At 68.2% G+C, this 17,197-nt stretch carries 17 protein-coding genes; 14 read left to right on the top strand and 3 right to left on the bottom strand.

The genetic code is table 11. The features are described 5' to 3' along the window. Positions 1–21: 21 nt before the first annotated feature. Positions 22–909, bottom strand: a complete 888-nt coding sequence (locus tag BT264_RS03825) for a LysR family transcriptional regulator (protein WP_072436339.1) — start codon at positions 907–909, stop codon at positions 22–24. A gap of 151 nt (positions 910–1,060) precedes the next feature. Here BT264_RS03825 and BT264_RS03820 point away from each other — a divergent pair, with 151 nt between their 5' ends. After that, complete coding sequence (locus BT264_RS03820; protein ID WP_072436444.1) at positions 1,061–1,834, top strand: SDR family NAD(P)-dependent oxidoreductase; 774 nt, start codon at positions 1,061–1,063, stop codon at positions 1,832–1,834. Positions 1,835–1,845: 11 nt separating this feature from the next. After that, complete coding sequence (locus BT264_RS03815) at positions 1,846–2,904, top strand: L-idonate 5-dehydrogenase (protein ID WP_072436338.1); 1,059 nt, start codon at positions 1,846–1,848, stop codon at positions 2,902–2,904. An 89-nt stretch (positions 2,905–2,993) separates the two neighbouring features. On the opposite strand, the gene BT264_RS03810 is transcribed toward BT264_RS03815, so the two are convergent. Further along, a complete protein-coding gene (locus tag BT264_RS03810) occupies positions 2,994–3,716 on the bottom strand; it encodes a FadR/GntR family transcriptional regulator (RefSeq protein WP_072436337.1) in 723 nt (240 codons plus the stop codon). A 214-nt stretch (positions 3,717–3,930) separates the two neighbouring features. Between BT264_RS03810 and BT264_RS03805 the strand changes: the two genes are divergently transcribed. The 3 genes from BT264_RS03805 (at position 3,931) to BT264_RS03795 (ending at position 6,999) form a co-directional block, all read left to right on the top strand. Continuing rightward, on the top strand, positions 3,931–5,253 hold the full coding sequence (locus tag BT264_RS03805; protein ID WP_072436336.1) for a C4-dicarboxylate transporter DctA: 1,323 nt from the start codon (positions 3,931–3,933) through the stop codon (positions 5,251–5,253). A 199-nt stretch (positions 5,254–5,452) separates the two neighbouring features. Further along, positions 5,453–6,460 (top strand): allantoicase, encoded by a 1,008-nt coding sequence (alc, locus tag BT264_RS03800; protein WP_072436335.1) that lies wholly within the window; start codon positions 5,453–5,455, stop codon positions 6,458–6,460. A gap of 14 nt (positions 6,461–6,474) precedes the next feature. After that, the gene (locus BT264_RS03795; protein WP_072436443.1) at positions 6,475–6,999 is read left to right on the top strand and encodes an ureidoglycolate lyase; all 525 of its coding nucleotides are present in this window, start codon (positions 6,475–6,477) and stop codon (positions 6,997–6,999) included. A 170-nt stretch (positions 7,000–7,169) separates the two neighbouring features. Here BT264_RS03795 and fur read toward each other — a convergent pair whose 3' ends face one another. Beyond that, positions 7,170–7,598: a ferric iron uptake transcriptional regulator gene (gene fur, locus BT264_RS03790; protein WP_011350926.1), complete on the bottom strand. Its 429-nt coding sequence runs from the start codon at positions 7,596–7,598 to the stop codon at positions 7,170–7,172. A gap of 142 nt (positions 7,599–7,740) precedes the next feature. On the opposite strand from fur, the gene BT264_RS03785 reads away from it, so the two are divergent. The 9 genes from BT264_RS03785 to BT264_RS03745 all read left to right on the top strand — a co-directional run bounded on the left by BT264_RS03785 (position 7,741) and on the right by BT264_RS03745 (position 17,114). Then, positions 7,741–8,559 carry an outer membrane protein assembly factor BamE gene (locus BT264_RS03785; RefSeq protein WP_072436334.1) on the top strand — a complete coding sequence of 273 codons (819 nt, stop codon included), beginning with the start codon at positions 7,741–7,743 and terminating at the stop codon, positions 8,557–8,559. Between the two features lie 65 nt (positions 8,560–8,624). Then, the gene (gene dapB / locus BT264_RS03780; RefSeq protein ID WP_034182713.1) at positions 8,625–9,422 is read left to right on the top strand and encodes a 4-hydroxy-tetrahydrodipicolinate reductase; all 798 of its coding nucleotides are present in this window, start codon (positions 8,625–8,627) and stop codon (positions 9,420–9,422) included. A 20-nt stretch (positions 9,423–9,442) separates the two neighbouring features. After that, positions 9,443–10,111, top strand: coding sequence for a MotA/TolQ/ExbB proton channel family protein (locus tag BT264_RS03775; protein WP_059581034.1), 669 nt, complete (start codon positions 9,443–9,445; stop codon positions 10,109–10,111). A gap of 24 nt (positions 10,112–10,135) precedes the next feature. Continuing rightward, entirely contained in the window at positions 10,136–10,597 is a 462-nt protein-coding gene (locus BT264_RS03770; protein ID WP_072436333.1) for an ExbD/TolR family protein, read from the top strand. Positions 10,598–10,891: 294 nt separating this feature from the next. Continuing rightward, positions 10,892–13,486, top strand: a complete 2,595-nt coding sequence (leuS, locus tag BT264_RS03765) for a leucine--tRNA ligase (RefSeq protein ID WP_034182716.1) — start codon at positions 10,892–10,894, stop codon at positions 13,484–13,486. Between the two features lie 38 nt (positions 13,487–13,524). Continuing rightward, positions 13,525–14,076, top strand: coding sequence for an LPS-assembly lipoprotein LptE (gene lptE, locus BT264_RS03760; protein WP_034182717.1), 552 nt, complete (start codon positions 13,525–13,527; stop codon positions 14,074–14,076). 18 nt (positions 14,077–14,094) lie between these two features. Beyond that, positions 14,095–15,189, top strand: coding sequence for a DNA polymerase III subunit delta (holA, locus tag BT264_RS03755; RefSeq protein WP_072436332.1), 1,095 nt, complete (start codon positions 14,095–14,097; stop codon positions 15,187–15,189). 213 nt (positions 15,190–15,402) lie between these two features. Continuing rightward, positions 15,403–16,674: a glutamate-5-semialdehyde dehydrogenase gene (locus BT264_RS03750; protein ID WP_072436331.1), complete on the top strand. Its 1,272-nt coding sequence runs from the start codon at positions 15,403–15,405 to the stop codon at positions 16,672–16,674. 17 nt (positions 16,675–16,691) lie between these two features. Next, positions 16,692–17,114, top strand: coding sequence for a CopD family protein (locus tag BT264_RS03745; protein ID WP_110281316.1), 423 nt, complete (start codon positions 16,692–16,694; stop codon positions 17,112–17,114). Positions 17,115–17,197: the final 83 nt, after the last annotated feature.

Raw genomic sequence — 17,197 nt, 5'->3', positions numbered from 1 at the left:
TTTTTCATTGCCCCGACTTCGTCATCGCCTGTCCGCCGTCACCTGCTCGAGCGCGTCGACGAACGCACGCTTCAGCGGGCTGTCGAGGTCGGTCCACGCGAGGCCGATGCCGCTTCGGTGGCCGGCCAGGTCGAGCGGCCGCGCGAGCACGTTCGGCGGCAGCGCGCTGGCGGCCTCTGCCGGGATCAGCCCGATGCCCATCCCCGCCGCGACGAGCGCGAGCATCGTCGTGAATTCCCCGAACTCCTGCGCGATTTCGAGCGTCGTGCCCGCGCGGCTCAACGCGAGCAGCATGTCGTCGTGAAAGCCGGGCGCATAGCGGCGCGCGAGCACGAACGCGGGCTGGCCGCGCAGTGCGGCCGGCGGGATCGTGTCGTGCGCGGCGAGCGGATGGTCGAGCGGCAGCGCGACGACGAAGCCTTCTTCCAGCACCACGCGCGTGTCGATGCCCGCATACGCGGCCGGCAGCCGGATCATTCCGAAATCGATCCGCCGGTCGCGCAGCGCGGCGATCTGGTCGGGCGTCGGCATGTCCTTCAGTTCGAGCGCGATCAGCGGATAGCGCTCGCGCATCGTGCGCAGCACGGCCGGCAGCAGCGTAGGCAGCACCGACGACACGAACGCGATCCGCAGCGTGCCGATCTCGCCGCGGCTCGACAGCCGCGCCATCTGTTCCGCACGCGCGGCCTGCTGCAGCGTCGCGCGCGCTTCCGGCAGGAACACGCGCCCCGTGTCGCTCAGTTCGACCTTGTGGCGGTCGCGCTCGAACAGCCGCGCACCGAGCTCTTCCTCGAGCGCCTTGATTTGCATGCTCAGCGCGGGCTGCACGATGAACAGGCGCTGCGCCGCGCGCCCGAAATGCAGCTCTTCCGCGAGCGTGACGAAGGCGCGCAATTGCTTGAGTTCCATGGGCGGCGGGCAGGAGAGGGCGGTAATCAGATTTCATGATAACCGGATCAAAAAAGACCATTGGCGCGGCATCGGGCCGGCAGCCGAAGATACCGTCAACGCGAGACCGGCCGCGACGGGCAGCCGGCTCCACTGGCACGAGGAGGCATGCATGACCAACGCGCTTGACCGGTTCCGCCTTGACGGCCGCCGCGCACTGATCACGGGTTCCGGACGCGGGATCGGGCTGACGCTCGCCCGCGGGCTCGCGGAAGCCGGCGCGGCGATCGTCATCAACGATCGCAATGAAGAAAAGGCCGCGACGCTCGCGAGCCATTTCCGCGACGAAGGCTTCGCGGCCGACCATGCGGTGTTCGACGTCGCCGAGCATGCGCAGGTGCGCGCGGCGATCGACGACTTCGAGGCGCGCGTCGGCGCGATCGACATCCTCGTGAACAACGCGGGCATCCAGCGCCGCGCGCCGCTCGACGCATTCGAGCCCGACGACTGGCATGCGCTGATGCGCGTGAATCTCGACGGCGTGTTCAACGTCGCGCAGGCCGTCGCGCGTCACATGATCGCGCGCGGCCGCGGGAAGATCATCAACATCTGCTCGGTGCAGAGCGAACTCGCGCGGCCGACGATCGCGCCGTACGCGGCGTCGAAGGGCGCGGTGCGGATGCTGACGAAAGGGATGTGCGCCGACTGGGCGCGCCACGGCATCCAGGCCAACGGCCTCGCGCCCGGCTATTTCGAAACGGAACTTAATCGTGCGCTGGTCGACGACGCGGCGTTCTCGGACTGGCTGTGCAAGCGCACGCCGGCCGGCCGCTGGGGGCGCGTCGACGAGCTGTGCGGCGCGGCGATTTTCCTTGCGTCGGCCGCATCCGATTTCGTCAACGGCCAGACGCTGTTCGTCGATGGCGGCCTGACGAGCGCCGTATAGGGAGGAAGGTCATGCGTATGCGTTGCATGTGTGTCGTGATCCACGGGCCGAACGACCTGCGGGTCGAAGAACAGGACGCGGGCGAGATCGGCCCGGGCCAGGTGCGCGTCGATGTCGCGATGGGCGGCATCTGCGGGTCCGACCTGCATTACTTCCGGCACGGCGGCTTCGGCGCGATCCGGCTGCAGCAGCCGATGGTGCTCGGCCACGAGGTTGCCGGCACGGTCGCGGAGGTCGCGCAGGACGTGACGTCGGTGAAGGTCGGCGATCGCGTCGCGGTCAACCCGAGCCGGCCGTGCGGTGCGTGCCGCTACTGCCTCGAAGGCTTGCCGAACCAGTGTCTGGACATGCGCTTCTACGGCAGCGCGATGCGGATGCCGCACGTGCAGGGCGCGTTTCGCAACGCGCTCGTGTGCGACGCGGCGCAGTGCGTGAAGGTCGCCGATCATGTGCCGCTGTCGCTCGCGGCACTCGCCGAGCCGTTCGCGGTCGGGCTGCATGCGGTGTCGCGCGCGGGCCCGCTGATCGGCAAGCGCGTGCTCGTGTCGGGCTGCGGGCCGATCGGCGTGCTGGCGATCGCGGCGGCGCGCGTGCATGGCGCGGCGGAGATCGTCGCGACCGACGTCGTCGAAGCGCCGCTGGAAGTGGCCCGCGCGCTCGGCGCCGACCACACGATCAATGCGGCGGCCGATGCCGGATGGGTCGCGCGCTACGGCGCCGACAAGGGCACGTTCGACGTGATGATCGAGTGTTCGGGCAATGCGCGCGCGTTGCGCGACGGGCTGGACGTGATGCGTCCGCGCGGCGTCGTCGTGCAGCTCGGGCTCGGCGGCGATGTCAGCCTGCCGCAGAACGTCGTGGTCGCGAAGGAGTTGTCGATCTGCGGATCGTTCCGCTTCCATGCGGAATTCGCGCTCGCGGTGCAGCTGATCAACGCGGCGCGCGTCGACCTGCGGCCGGCCATCACGCGCGTGTTCCCGATGCGCGACGCGAACCTCGCGTTCGAACTGGCCGGCGACCGGCAGCGCGCGATGAAGGTGCTGATCGATTTCGCGGGCGAGGCCGCGTGATCGTCCGGCGCCAGCGCGTGCTTTTTTCGTGATCGACGCGAATCCGGTCGCTGCGGTGTGATGCTCGTGCGGCGCGCGCCGCACGGCCGTCAGGCGCCCGGCGTCGGGAAGAAGATGCCCGCGCGCTGCGCGGCGTTCGCGATGTGCGTTTCGATCGCGCTGCCCGCGGCGGCGGCATCGCGCGCGATCAGCGCATCGACGATCGCGCGGTGCTCGTGCCACGTCGACAGCAGCAGCTCGCGCCGGTAGAACGGCATGCGCTGGCTTTCCTTCATGATGTCCGCGCTGCCGCGCAGGATCGATTCGATCGCCGCGTTGCCGGCGAGATGGACGATCCGCATATGGAAGTCGAAGTCGAGCTGCGACGCCTCGTCGAGCGCGTTTTCGGTCAGCGCGACGTGCAGGTCGGCGAGATTGTCTTCGAACCACGCGATGTCGTCGTCGCTGACCACGCGCGCGGCCATCCGCGCGGCGAACCCTTCGAGCGCGTAGCGCATCTGGTAGGTATCGGGCGGCGACGACTGCTCGGCAAACTGCCAGGCATGCGCGGCAGTTGCCTGCGCGCTTTCGACGTACACGCCCTTGCCCGCGCGGATGCGCAGCATCCCGAGCGCCTCGAGCGTCGACAGCGCCTCGCGCAGCGACGCACGGCTGATCTCCAGCTCCTCGGAGAGCTGACGCTGGGCCGGCAGCAGGCTGCCGACCGGATAAACGCCTGCCTCGATCCGGTCGCGGATCGTCGCGATGGCGGCGTCGGTCACGGTGTGCGGAACATTTTTCATGATGTGAACGATGGCCGGTCTGACCGGCATTGTAATCCGCACACGCGCGGCGCATGACCGCACTACGGGAAAGCCACGATCAGGCCCGATTCCGGGGTCGCGCCGGACGCGCGCGGAGGGGCGGGAAATCCCTATTTTGTCCGTGCTTGACGTCACTATATCGGCTTCCTACTATCCACCATAACATCACTGGTCTTACCAGTATGAACAGACGAAACTGCAACCGTTGGATCGGGAGAGCGCCGTGTCGAAATTCCTCAATTCGCTGTTTGGCCGGGTAGTCGTCGCATTGATCCTGGGGGTCGCGCTCGGCGCGTTCTTCCCGCATTTCGCCGAGTCGTTGCGACCGCTCGGCGATGGCTTCCTGAAGCTCATCAAGATGGTCATCGGCCCGATCGTGTTCTGCGTGGTGGTCAGCGGGATGGCCAACGCGGGCGACCTGAAGAAGGTCGGCCGGGTCGGCCTGAAGGCCGTCATCTACTTCGAGATCATGACGACGCTCGCGCTCGGCATCGGCCTCGTGCTCGCGTGGGTCACGCGCCCGGGCGTCGGGATGAACATCGACCTGCATTCGCTCGACGCGTCGTCGCTCGCGTCGTACGCGAAGAACGCCGAAAGCCTGAAGGACACCGCCGGCTACCTGATGAAGATCATCCCCGACACCGCGATCGACGCGTTCGCGAAGGGCGACATCCTGCAGATCCTCGTGTTCGCGGTGCTGTTCGGCTCCGCGCTGTCGCTGCTCGGCGACAAGGCGCAGCGCGTCAACTCGCTGATCGAGGAACTGTCGCACGTGTTCTTCCGGATCATCGGCTTCATCATCAAGCTCGCGCCGCTCGGCGTGCTCGGCGCGATCGCGTTCACGACCGGCAAGTACGGCGTCGCGTCGCTCAAGCAGCTCGGCTACCTGGTCGCGGTGTTCTACCTGAGCTGCTTCGTGTTCGTCACGGTGGTGCTCGGCATCGTGATGCGGCTCGCGGGCTTCTCGGTGTTCAAGCTGATCCGCTACCTGCGCGAGGAACTGTCGATCGTGCTCGGCACGGCATCGTCGGATGCGGTGCTGCCGCAGGTGATGCGCAAGCTCGAATACATGGGCGTCAAGGATTCGACGGTCGGCCTTGTGATCCCGACCGGCTATTCGTTCAACCTCGACGGCTTCTCGATCTACCTGACGCTCGCCGTGCTGTTCATCGCGCAGGCCACCAACACGCCGCTGTCGACGCATGACCTGATCGTGGTGCTGCTCGTGTCGCTCGTCACGTCGAAGGGCGCGCACGGGATTCCCGGTTCGGCGATCGTGATCCTCGCGGCGACGCTGTCGGCGATCCCGGCGATTCCGGTGCTCGGCCTCGTGCTGATCCTGCCGGTCGACTGGTTCGTCGGCATCGCCCGCGCGCTGACCAACCTGATCGGCAACTGCGTCGCGACGATCGTCGTCGCGGTATGGGAGAACGATATCGACAAGGTCCGCGCGAAGCGCGTGCTGAACCGCGAGCTGCGCTACGTACCGGCCGAAGAGGAAGGCCGCGCGGCGCCGGTCGCCGGCGACCAGGCCCACGCGCTCTGAGCGCCGCGCGGGGCACCTTCGCCCCCGGTTGACCCGCGCGATCGATTTACATGCGGCCGGCGCCTCGATGCGCCGGAACTTAATCAGAAATTGCTTTGCATGGGACGGGAGTAAGCGCTGAAGCGCCAACTCCCATCGACCGCGAAGCATGGGATGGGAGTAAGTGCTAAAGCACTAACTCCCATCGACAGGAGACGACATGGCAGCCCCCATCCTCGATCCGAACGCGCCGGCCTTCACGCGGCGCTACATGAACCTCGCCGACCCGCGCCTCGGTGCGCAGGCATTGTTTGCGAGCGACGAATTCTTCGCGCCGAAAGAGCGCATGCTGAATCCCGAGCCGGCCGTGTTCATCCCCGGCAAGTACGACGACCACGGCAAGTGGATGGACGGCTGGGAAACGCGCCGCAAGCGCACGACCGGCCACGACTTCTGCGTGGTGCGGCTCGCGCGGCCGGGCGTGATTTTCGGCGTCGATCTCGATACGAGCCACTTCACCGGCAACTTCCCGCCGGCTGCGTCGATCGAGGCGTGCGTCGCCGACGGCGACACGCCGCCCGACGACACCGAATGGCGCACGATCGTTCCCGCGACGACGCTGCAGGGCAATTCGCATCACTACGTGAGCGTCGACGACGCGCAGCCGGTCACGCACCTGCGCGTGAACCTGTATCCGGACGGCGGGCTCGCGCGGCTGCGCGTGTACGGCCAGCCGCAGCGCGACTGGCGCCATGTGCCGGCCGGCGAACTCGTCGATCTTGCCGCGATCGAGAACGGCGGTTATCTGGTGGCCGCGAACAACCAGCACTTCGGCCCGGCATCGCAGATGCTGATGCCGGGGCGCGGCGCGAACATGGGCGACGGCTGGGAAACGCGGCGCCGCCGCGAGCCCGGCAACGACTGGGCGATCGTCGCGCTCGCGCGGCCGGGCATCATCCGGCGCGTCGAGGTCGATACGGCGTTCTTCAAGGGCAACTTCCCCGACCGCTGCTCGCTGCAGGCCGCGCAGGTCGCGGGCGGCACCGACGATTCGCTGGTCACGCAGGCGATGTTCTGGGCCGAATTGCTCGGCGAGCAGAAGCTGTCGATGGACCACGTGCATACGTTCGACCAGCTCGCGGCGCTCGGCCCCGTCACGCACGTGCGTTTCAACATCTTCCCGGACGGTGGCGTGTCGCGCCTGCGTCTGTGGGGCGAGCCGGCTTGAAGGAGGGCGACGGCATGAGCGGACCCCATATCCTGCGCGTCGAGCGCCTGACCCGCGAAGCGTTCGCGCCGTTCGGCGACGTGATCGCGCTCGAGGGCGCACGGCATTTCCCGATCAACGGCGGCACGACCGAGCGCTTCCACGATCTCGCGACGATCGACGTCTGCGCGGACGGCGGCCGGCCGCTCGTCAGCGTGTTTCGCGCGCAGCCGCGCGCGCTGCCGGTCGCGGTCACGCTGATGGAGCGCCATCCGCACGGCAGCCAGGCGTTCATCCCGCTCGCGGCCGTGTCGCGCTATGCGATCGTCGTCGCGCCGGCCGGCGAATTCCGGCCCGACGCGATGCGCGCGTTCCTGGCCGAAGGCTGGCAGGGCGTGAACTATGCGAAGGGCGTCTGGCACCATCCGCTGCTCGCGCTCGACGCGGTCAGCGATTTCGTGATCGTCGATCGCGGCGGGCCGCAGCCGAACTGCGACGAGATCCCGCTCGATCGTGCGTGGGCGCTCGAGTTCGAGCCGGCCTGCACGAGCACGGCCTGACGCGGCGCGCGGCAGGCGTCCGGTTCCCGGCGCCGGTTTCGTGCGCGCCGAAGGGCTTTCGTAAGATTTTCGAGCCGGCACGCGCGCGGCGCGGAGCATGATCCCGAAAAGAACACGGCCCGGGCGGCGAGATGCCGGCCGGGCCGTGCTTCGTGCGCGGGTGGCGCGATTCAGTGCTTGCGGTGCGGGCAGTTCTCGGTCGTGCAGGAACCGTACATCGCGAGCGAGTGCTCCTGGAGCCGGAAGCCGCGCTCCTTTGCGATCGCCTGCTGGCGGCCTTCGATCTCGGCGTCGAAGAATTCCTCGACGCGGCCGCAATCGAGGCACACGAGGTGGTCGTGGTGCGAGCCTTCGTTCAGTTCGAACACGGCCTTGCCGGATTCGAAGTTGCTGCGCGTGAGCAGGCCGGCCTGCTCGAACTGCGTCAGCACGCGGTAGACGGTGGCGAGCCCGATGTCGAGCTGCTCGTTGAGCAGGTTCCGGTAGACGTCTTCCGCCGTCAGGTGGCGCACGGGGCTCTGCTGGAAGATCTCGAGAATCTTGAGGCGCGGTAGGGTGGCCTTTAGCCCGATATTCTTGAGATCCGTCGGATTGGTCATGGCTAGGCATCCCTAGAGTACAATGCAGGGCTTCAATGTTACCGGCTTTTCGCCGTTCCAGATACACGCGCGGCCTGCGACGCAGGCCAGCACGGTGAAGGAAATGATCCCAGAAACGCTTTCGCACTTTCAGAGGAGTCGCATGCGGAGTGCCATCATCGCTGCCGCCGCCGTTGCGGCGCTGGCTGGTTGTTCGTCGTACGACAGCGTGACGCAGCGCATCGCGCAGAGCATCACGCCCTATCGGATCACCGTCGTGCAGGGCAACTTCGTGTCGCAGGAGAAGGCCGCACAACTGCAGGTCGGCATGACGCGCGAGCAGGTGCGCGCGTTGCTCGGCACGCCGCTGCTGGCGGACATGTTCCACGCCGACCGCTGGGATTACCTCTTCTACTTCAAGCGCGGCTCGACATCGATCGTCCAGCAGCGCGATCTCGTCGTGACCTTCTCGGGCGATCGCCTCGCGGGCTGGACCGGCGCCGAGAACCTGCCGTCCGAGCTCGACCTGCTGGCCGACATCGACGGCGACCGCGGCGGCAAGAAGGCGAAGGCGGCCGCGGCGGCGAAGGCCGCTTCCGAGGCGGCTGCCGCGCGCGCTGCACAAGCGGCGAGCGCGCCGGCGCCGGAGGCTGTCGCCAGCCCGTCCGCCGTGCCGGCGTCCGGCGCGGTGGTCGACCAGGATGCGAACGCGCAGGCCGCCCGCGCGGCGAACCGCGCGACCAACCAGGTATCGGGTCAGGGCTCGAACGCGCGCCGCTTCGCGCCGGCCGCGCAGGCTGCCGCCGGTGCGCCGGTGCCGGGCGGCCAGCCGCCGGGCGCGGTGCCGGCGATCCAGCCGCAGTTCCAGTTCCATCGTCCGCCGCAGCCGAACGCGTCGAGCGAGGCGTCGCCGCCGGTCGGCCCGCAAGGCTCGGACACGCTGCAGAACCAGCCGCTCACCGCGCCGGCCCAGTCGCAGTAAGCGGCCGGCGTGCGGAAACGGGGCGGCTTGCGCCGCCCGCCTTTAGACCTGTCGTGTAGAAAGCCATGAAGATTGCGATTGCCGGCGCATCGGGCCGAATGGGCCGGATGCTGATCGAAGCCGTTCTCAACGATCCCGACGCACAGCTCGTCGGCGCGCTCGACCGCGCCGATTCGCCGTTCCTCGGCCAGGACGCCGGCGCGTTCCTCGGCAAGGAAACCGGGATCAAGCTGACCGACGACCTCGACGCCGTGTTCGCGCAGGCCGACTACCTGATCGATTTCACGCGCCCGGAAGGCACGATCGCGCACGTCGAGGCCGCGCTGCGCCACGACGTGAAGCTCGTGATCGGCACGACCGGCTTCACCGCCGAGCAGAAGGCCGAACTGCAGGCCGCCGCGGGCAAGATCGGCATCGTGTTCGCAGCGAACATGAGCGTCGGCGTGAACGTCACGCTGAAGCTGCTCGAATTCGCGGCCAAGCATTTCTCGCACGGCTACGACATCGAGATCATCGAGGCGCATCACCGCCACAAGGTCGATGCGCCGTCGGGCACCGCGCTGATGATGGGCGAAGCCGTCGCCGGCGCGCTCGGGCGCTCGCTCGACGATTGCGCGGTGTACGGCCGCCACGGCGTGACGGGCGAACGCGATCCGTCGTCGATCGGCTTTGCCGCGGTGCGCGGCGGCGACATCGTCGGCGATCACACCGTGCTGTTCGCCGGGATCGGCGAGCGCATCGAGATCACGCACAAGTCGTCGAGCCGCGTGTCGTACGCGCAGGGCGCGCTGCGCGCGGTCCGCTTCCTGTCGGCGCGCGGCGCCGGCCTGTTCGACATGCAGGACGTGCTCGGCCTGCGCTGACACCCAACGGGGAAACTCCGATGGCGATTCCCACCGGCGTTGTCCACTACCTCGAAAGCGGCGATGCGATCACGCATGCCGTTGCCTATGTGCTGCTGGCGATGTCCGTCGCCAGCTGGTGCTTCCTCTTCATGAAAGCCTGGCTGCTGGTCCGCGCGAAGCGGCAGGGGCCGCGCGCGCTCGCCGCGTTCTGGCGAGCGCCGTCGCTCGACGCGGGCATCGCCGCGCTCGCCGGCGCCGATCGCGAGCGCGTGTTCGTGCCGCTCGCCGAAGCCGCGCGCGATGCGGCCGACGATCACGATCCGGCTGCGCTGGCCGCGCGCGTCGAGCGCGGCGAACGCGTGCTGCGCGCGTTGCGCCACGCGATGCTGCGCTCGCAGCGGCGTCTCGAATTCGGCCAGGTGCTGCTCGCGTCGATCGGCAGCACCGCGCCGTTCGTCGGGCTGCTCGGCACCGTGTGGGGCATCTACCACGCGCTCGGCAGCATCGCCGCGAGCGGGCAGGCGCAGATCGAGAACGTCGCGGGGCCGGTCGGCGAGGCGCTGATCATGACCGCGTTCGGGCTCGTCGTCGCGATTCCGGCCGTGCTGGCCTACAACATCCTCGGGCGGCTCGTGCGGCAGCTCGCCGAGGAACTCGACGGCTTCGCGCGCGACCTGCACGTGTTCGTGTGCGCGCAGGGCGCCTGACGCGCCGGCCCGGGAGGAACGACCATGGCTTTCGGCGGACTCGAGCACCACAAGACCTCCGCGCCGATGGCGGAGATCAACATGACGCCGCTGATCGACGTGATGCTGGTGCTGCTCGTCATCTTCATCATTACCGCGCCGCTGATGACGCACGCGATCCGGCTCGACCTGCCGAAGGTCGCGGCCAGCGTCGCGCGCGACACGCCGCAATCCGTCACGCTGTCGATCGACGACGCGGGCAAGCTGTACTGGGACGACGCGCCGGTTGCGCTCGACGCGCTGCCCGCGCGCTTCCGGGCCGCCGCCGCGGGCGGCGCGCCGCCCGAGCTGCGGCTGCGTGCGTCGCGCGCGACGCGCTACGACGTGATCGCGCAGGTGATGGGTGCCGCGCAGGCCGCGGGCCTCACGCGGATCGGCTTCGTGACCGACGTGCCGCCGCAGGCGGGCGGTTCCGCCGCGCCGTCTGCCGTGCCGGCGAACCGCTGAGCGGATCTTCCGGCCGGTCCACGCCCGCCGCGGGATCGGCCGACCGCTGCGAGACCGGCCGTACGGGCCGGCGCGGGCGGTATAATCATCGTTTTTCCCGGTTGGCAGGCTTTTTCAAGGTAACCCGGAATTTTCCAGGCTACCCGGGCATGCTGCGGGTTACCCGGAAAATACCCGGAAACCGTGAACAGGTCCGGCAACAGCGAACCTGCAGGTCCGCCGGGCAAGCACGAATTTCGATCCACTCCTGCGCGCGAGCCGTCGCGCCGCTTAAAGCCTAGTCCGAACCACACCATGCACGAGAGATACGTACCCGCCGACGTCGAAGCCGCCGCCCAGGGCGACTGGCGCGCAGCCGATGCCTACAAGACGAAGGAAGATTCGCAGAAGCCGAAGTTCTACTGCGTGTCGATGCTGCCGTACCCGTCTGGCAAGCTGCACATGGGTCACGTGCGCAACTACACGATCAACGACGTGATGTACCGCTATCTGCGGATGAACGGCTACAACACGCTGATGCCGATGGGCTGGGACGCGTTCGGGATGCCGGCCGAGAACGCCGCGATGGCGAACGGCGTGCCGCCCGCGAAGTGGACCTACGACAACATCGACTACATGAAGGGCCAGATGCAGTCGATGGGCCTCGCGATCGACTGGTCGCGCGAGATCGCAACGTGCAAGCCCGACTACTACAAGTGGAACCAGTGGCTGTTCCTGAAGATGCTCGAGAAGGGCATCGCGTACAAGAAGACGGGCACCGTGAACTGGGATCCGGTCGACCAGACCGTGCTCGCGAACGAGCAGGTGATCGACGGCCGCGGCTGGCGTTCGGGCGCGCTCGTCGAAAAGCGCGAGATCCCGATGTACTACCTGCGGATCACGCAGTACGCGGATGAGCTGCTGAACGATCTCGACGGCCTCGGCTGGCCCGAGCGCGTGAAGATCATGCAGCAGAACTGGATCGGCAAGAGCTTCGGCGTGAACTTCGGCTTCCCGTACGAACTCGACGGCGAGAAGAAGCTGCTGCGCGTGTTCACGACGCGCGCCGACACGATCATGGGCGTCACGTTCTGCGCGGTCGCGGCCGAGCACCCGCTCGCCACGCGCCTTGCACAGGACAAGCCCGAACTGCTGGCGTTCATCGACGAATGCAAGCGCGGCGGCGTCGCCGAGGCCGACGTCGCGACGATGGAGAAGAAGGGCGTCGCGACGGGCTTCTCGGTCACGCATCCGCTGACGGGCGAGCCCGTCGAGGTGTGGATCGGCAACTACGTGCTGATGAGCTATGGCGAAGGCGCGGTGATGGGCGTGCCCGCGCACGACGAGCGCGACTTCGCGTTCGCGAAGAAATACGACCTGCCGATCAAGCAGGTGATCGCGGCCGAAGGCCAGACGTACTCGCTCGACGCGTGGCAGGAGTGGTACGGCGACAAGGAAGTCGCGGCCTGCGTCAACAGCGGCAAGTACGACGGCCTCGCATACGGCGCGGCGGTCGACGCGATCGCGGCCGACCTGAAGGCCGGCGGCTTCGGCGACAAGCAGGTCACGTGGCGCTTGCGCGACTGGGGCGTATCGCGCCAGCGCTACTGGGGCACGCCGATCCCGATCATCCACTGCCCGTCGTGCGGCGACGTGCCGGTGCCGGAGAAGGATCTGCCCGTCGTGCTGCCGGAAGACCTCGTGCCGGACGGCTCGGGCAATCCGCTCGCGAAGTCGGAAGCGTTCCTGAACTGCACGTGCCCGAAGTGCGGCGCGGCCGCGAAGCGCGAAACCGACACGATGGATACCTTCGTCGATTCGTCGTGGTACTTCTCGCGCTACACGGCGCCGGACGCCGAGACGATGGTCGACGCACGCACCGACTACTGGATGCCGATGGATCAATACATCGGCGGCATCGAGCACGCGATCCTGCACCTGCTGTATTCGCGCTTCTGGACCAAGGTGATGCGCGACCTCGGCCTCGTGAAGTTCGGCGAGCCGGCGAAGAACCTGCTCACGCAGGGGATGGTGCTGAACGAGACGTTCTACCGCGAAGACGCATCGGGCAAGAAGACCTGGTACAACCCGGCCGACGTGACGGTCACGCACGACGACAAGGGCCGCCCGGTCGGCGCGACGTTGAACACGGACGGCCAGCCGGTCGTGCTCGGCGGCATCGAGAAGATGTCGAAGTCGAAGAACAACGGTGTCGATCCGCAGGTGCTGATCGACCTGTACGGCGCCGATACCGCGCGCCTGTTCACGATGTTCGCCGCACCGCCCGAGCAGCAGCTCGAGTGGTCGGGCGCCGGCGTCGAGGGCGCGAGCCGCTTCCTGCGCCGCGTGTGGAGCTTCGGTTACGCGAACCGCGAAGCGCTCGCCGCGCGCGCGGGCTTCGATGCGGCCGCGCTCGGCGAAGCCGACAAGGCGCTGCGCCGCGAGATCTACAGCGTGCTGAAGCAGGCCGATTTCGACTACCAGCGCCTGCAGTACAACACGGTCGTGTCGGCCGCGATGAAGATGCTGAACGCGGTCGACGGCGCGAAGGGCGCGACGCCCGGCGTGCTGCGCGAAACGTACGGCGTGCTGCTGCGCGTGCTGTACCCGGTCGTGCCGCACGTCACGTTCGAGCTGTGGAAGGCGCTCGGCTACGCGGACGAATTCGGCCCGCTGCTCGATGCACCGTGGCCGAAGGTCGACGAAGCCGCGCTCGAGCAGGCCGAGATCGAACTCGTGCTGCAGGTGAACGGCAAGGTGCGCGGCGCGTTGAAGGTCGCGAAGGACGCGAGCCGCGAGGCGATCGAAGCCGCGGCGGTGGCCGACGACGCGTTCGCGAAGTTCAGCGACGGCAAGCCGGCGAAGAAGATCGTCGTCGTGCCGGGCCGCCTCGTGAACATCGTCGTCTGACGGCCGCCGGCCGTCGGACGTACCCAGAAGGAGCGAAGGTGATCCGCAGATCGTTTTTGATGCTCGTCGGCAGCGCGGTTGCGCTGTCGGCATGCGGCTTCCAGTTGCGGGGCCAGCAGGACTATGCGTTCAAGCACCTGCTGGTGGCCGGCGCGCCGGCGCCCGTCGAGGCGCGGCTCACGCGCCTCGTCGAGGCCGGCAGCGACACGAAGATCGTCAAGTCGGCGGACGACGCCGACGCCGTGCTGCGCATGTGGGAGTCGCGTGGCCAGAACACGCTGACGCTCAACAAGTACGGCTCGGCACAGGAGTACGCGCTGTTCTATACGCTGAACTACACGCTGACGAGCAAGGACGGCACCGTGCTGATCCCGCCGAGCGCGATCGCGCTGAACCGCGCGATGACGTACAGCGACCAGTACACGAACGCGAAGGCGCAGGAAGCCGACATCCTGTACGGCGACATGCAGAACGATGCGGTCGACCAGTTGATGCGGCGTCTCGCGATCGTCCACTCGCTGACGCCGGCGCCGGAGGACGTGGTGCCGGGCGTCGCGCCGCGCGCGCCGCTGCCGCCGCCGCCGCTCTGATCGACGGCGCACGCACCGATGCAATTGCGACTTGATGCGCTGGAGCCGCACCTCGCGAAGGGGTTGGCCGGGCTCTATACCGTCTACGGCGACGAGCCGCTGCTCGCGCAGGAAGCATGCGACCGCATTCGTGCGGCCGCGCGCGCGGCTGGCTTCACCGAGCGTTCGGTGCATACGGTCGAGCGCGGCTTCGACTGGAGCGTGCTGCTCGGCGCGACCCAGGCGATGTCGCTGTTCGGCGAGCGCCAGCTGATCGAGCTGCGCATTCCGTCGGGCAAGCCCGGCAAGGAAGGCGCCGATGCGCTGAAGACGCTCGCGGCCACCGCCAATCCCGATGCGCTGATGCTCGTCACGCTGCCGCGTCTCGATGCGGCCACGCAGAAATCCGCGTGGTTTACCGCGCTGCAGAACGGCGGCGTCGCGCTGAAGATCGATCCGGTCGACCGCGCGCAACTGCCGAACTGGATCGGCCTGCGCCTGTCGATGCAGGGCCAGCGCGTCGCGGCCGGCGACGACGGGCGGCGCGCGCTGCAGTTCATCGCGGAGCGCGTCGAAGGCAACCTGCTCGCCGCGCACCAGGAAATCCAGAAGCTCGGGCTGCTGTATCCGCAGGGCGCGCTGTCGTTCGAGCAGGTGCACGATGCGGTGCTGAACGTCGCGCGCTACGACGTGTTCAAGCTGAACGAGGCGATGCTCGCCGGCGACGCCGCACGGCTCGCGCGGATGATCGACGGGCTGAAGGGCGAGGGCGAGGCGATCGTGCTCGTGATGTGGGCCGTCGTCGAGGAGTTGCGCACGCTGCTGCGGATCAAGCGCGGCGCGACCGCCGGCAAGCCGCTGGCGACGCTGTTGCGCGAGAACCGCGTGTGGGGCCCGCGCGAGCGGCTGATCGGCCCCGCGCTGAACCGCGTGTCGGAACCCGTGCTGGAGAAGGCGCTCGCATTCGCCGCGCAGCTCGACCGGCAGGTCAAGGGGCTCACGGCCGTCGTGCCGGGCCGCCGCACGCAGGATCAACCGCCGCCCGATCCGTGGGACGGGCTGTTCCAGCTCGCGATGACGGTCGCGGGCGCGCGCGGCGAGCGACCGCCGACCGCGGGTCGCGTGCGACGCTAAGTCCCGTTCGGGCCTTCAGCGCGCGCTGCGCAACCCGCTTACAATGCTTCGAAAGCCGGGGCGGCCATCCGCGGCGCGGCCTTCCGGTTGCCGCGCCCCACGGATGGCCACCCGCGGATGGCCGCCCCACGGATGGCCGCCCCACGGATGGCCGTCCCCTCGCTTCCCCACGAATTCATGCCGCCCGGCGCGGCTTGCTTCTCGAGTCACACGATGGATATCGATCAGTACATGACCGACCTGGGCCGTCGCGCCCGGCACGCTTCCCGCGCGATGGCGCGCGCCAGCACGGCCGCGAAGAACGCGGCGCTCGACGCCGTGGCCCGCGCGATCGAACGCGACGCGCAGACGCTGAAGGACGCGAATGCGCGCGACGTCGCCCGCGCCCGTGAAAAAGGGCTCGATGCGGCGTTCGTCGACCGCCTGACGCTGTCGGACAACGCGTTGAATACGATGGTCGAAGGCCTGCGCCAGGTTGCGTCGCTGGCCGATCCGATCGGCGAGATCGGCAACCTCAAGTACCGCCCGAGCGGGATCCAGGTTGGCCAGATGCGCGTGCCGCTCGGCGTGATCGGCATCATCTACGAGTCGCGCCCGAACGTGACGATCGACGCGGCCGCGCTGTGCCTGAAGTCGGGCAACGCGACGATCCTGCGCGGCGGCTCCGAAGCGCTCGAATCGAACACGGCGCTCGCGAAGCTGATCGGCGAAGGGCTCGCGGCGGCCGGCTTGCCGCAGGACGCGGTGCAGGTCGTCGCGACGGCCGATCGCGCGGCGGTCGGCAAGCTGATCACGATGACCGAATACGTCGACGTGATCGTGCCGCGCGGCGGCAAGAGCCTGATCGAGCGCCTGATCAACGAGGCGCGCGTGCCGATGATCAAGCACCTCGACGGCATCTGTCACGTGTACGTCGACGATCGCGCCGATCTCGACAAGGCGCTGACCGTCTGCGACAACGCGAAGACGCACCGCTACGGCACCTGCAACACGATGGAGACGCTGCTCGTCGCGAGCGGCATCGCGGCGAAGCTGCTGCCGCCGCTCGGCAGGCTGTATCACGACAAGCAGGTCGAGCTGCGCGTCGATGCGGCCGCGCGCGCGGTGCTCGCCGACGCGGGCGTCGGCCCGCTCGTCGACGCGACCGAGGAAGACTGGCACACCGAATATCTCGCGCCGGTGCTCGCGATCAAGGTGGTCGACGGCCTCGACGCCGCAATCGAGCACATCAACCAATACGGCTCGCATCACACGGATGCGATCGTCACCGAGGATCACGACCGCGCGATGCGTTTCCTGCGCGAGGTCGATTCGGCGAGCGTGATGGTCAACGCGTCGACGCGCTTCGCGGACGGCTTCGAATTCGGTCTCGGCGCGGAAATCGGCATCTCGAACGACAAGCTGCACGCACGCGGCCCCGTGGGCCTGGAAGGGCTGACGTCGCTGAAGTACGTCGTGCTCGGACACGGCGAAGGCCGCCAGTAAAGCGAGGCGCACAACCGATGGCAATGCTCTGGATCAAGACGTTCCATATCGTTCTGATCGCCGCGTGGTTCGCGGGGCTGTTCTACCTGCCGCGCATCTACGTGAACCTGGCCATGGAAACCGATCCGGCCGCCGTTCGACGCCTGCTGCTGATGGCGCGCAAGCTGTTCCGCTTCATGACGATGATCGCGGTGCCGGCGCTGGCCTGCGGGCTATGGCTCTGGCTCGCGATCGGCATCGGCCAGGGGCAGGGCTGGATCCATGCGAAGGTGACGGTCGTGCTGCTGCTCATCGTCTATCACGCATACTGCGGGCACCTGCTGCGGGTGTTCGAGCGCGGCGAGAACCGCCGCACCGACAAGTGGTACCGCGTGTTCAACGAGCTGCCGGTGCTCGGCATGCTCGCGGCGGTCGCTCTGGTCGTGATCAAGCCGTTTTGAGCGGTGCGGCCGGCGAGGCTGCCGGCCCGATCCATGCGCAACGGCGCCCCTTGGGGTGCCGTTGTTCGTTTACGCACTGTTTC

The organism is Burkholderia sp. NFPP32 (assembly GCF_900119325.1).
In the GTDB taxonomy this organism is placed as follows: domain Bacteria; phylum Pseudomonadota; class Gammaproteobacteria; order Burkholderiales; family Burkholderiaceae; genus Burkholderia; species Burkholderia pyrrocinia_C.
Note: the sequence above shows the minus strand (reverse complement) of the source record. Positions and strands in the feature narration are given on the sequence as shown.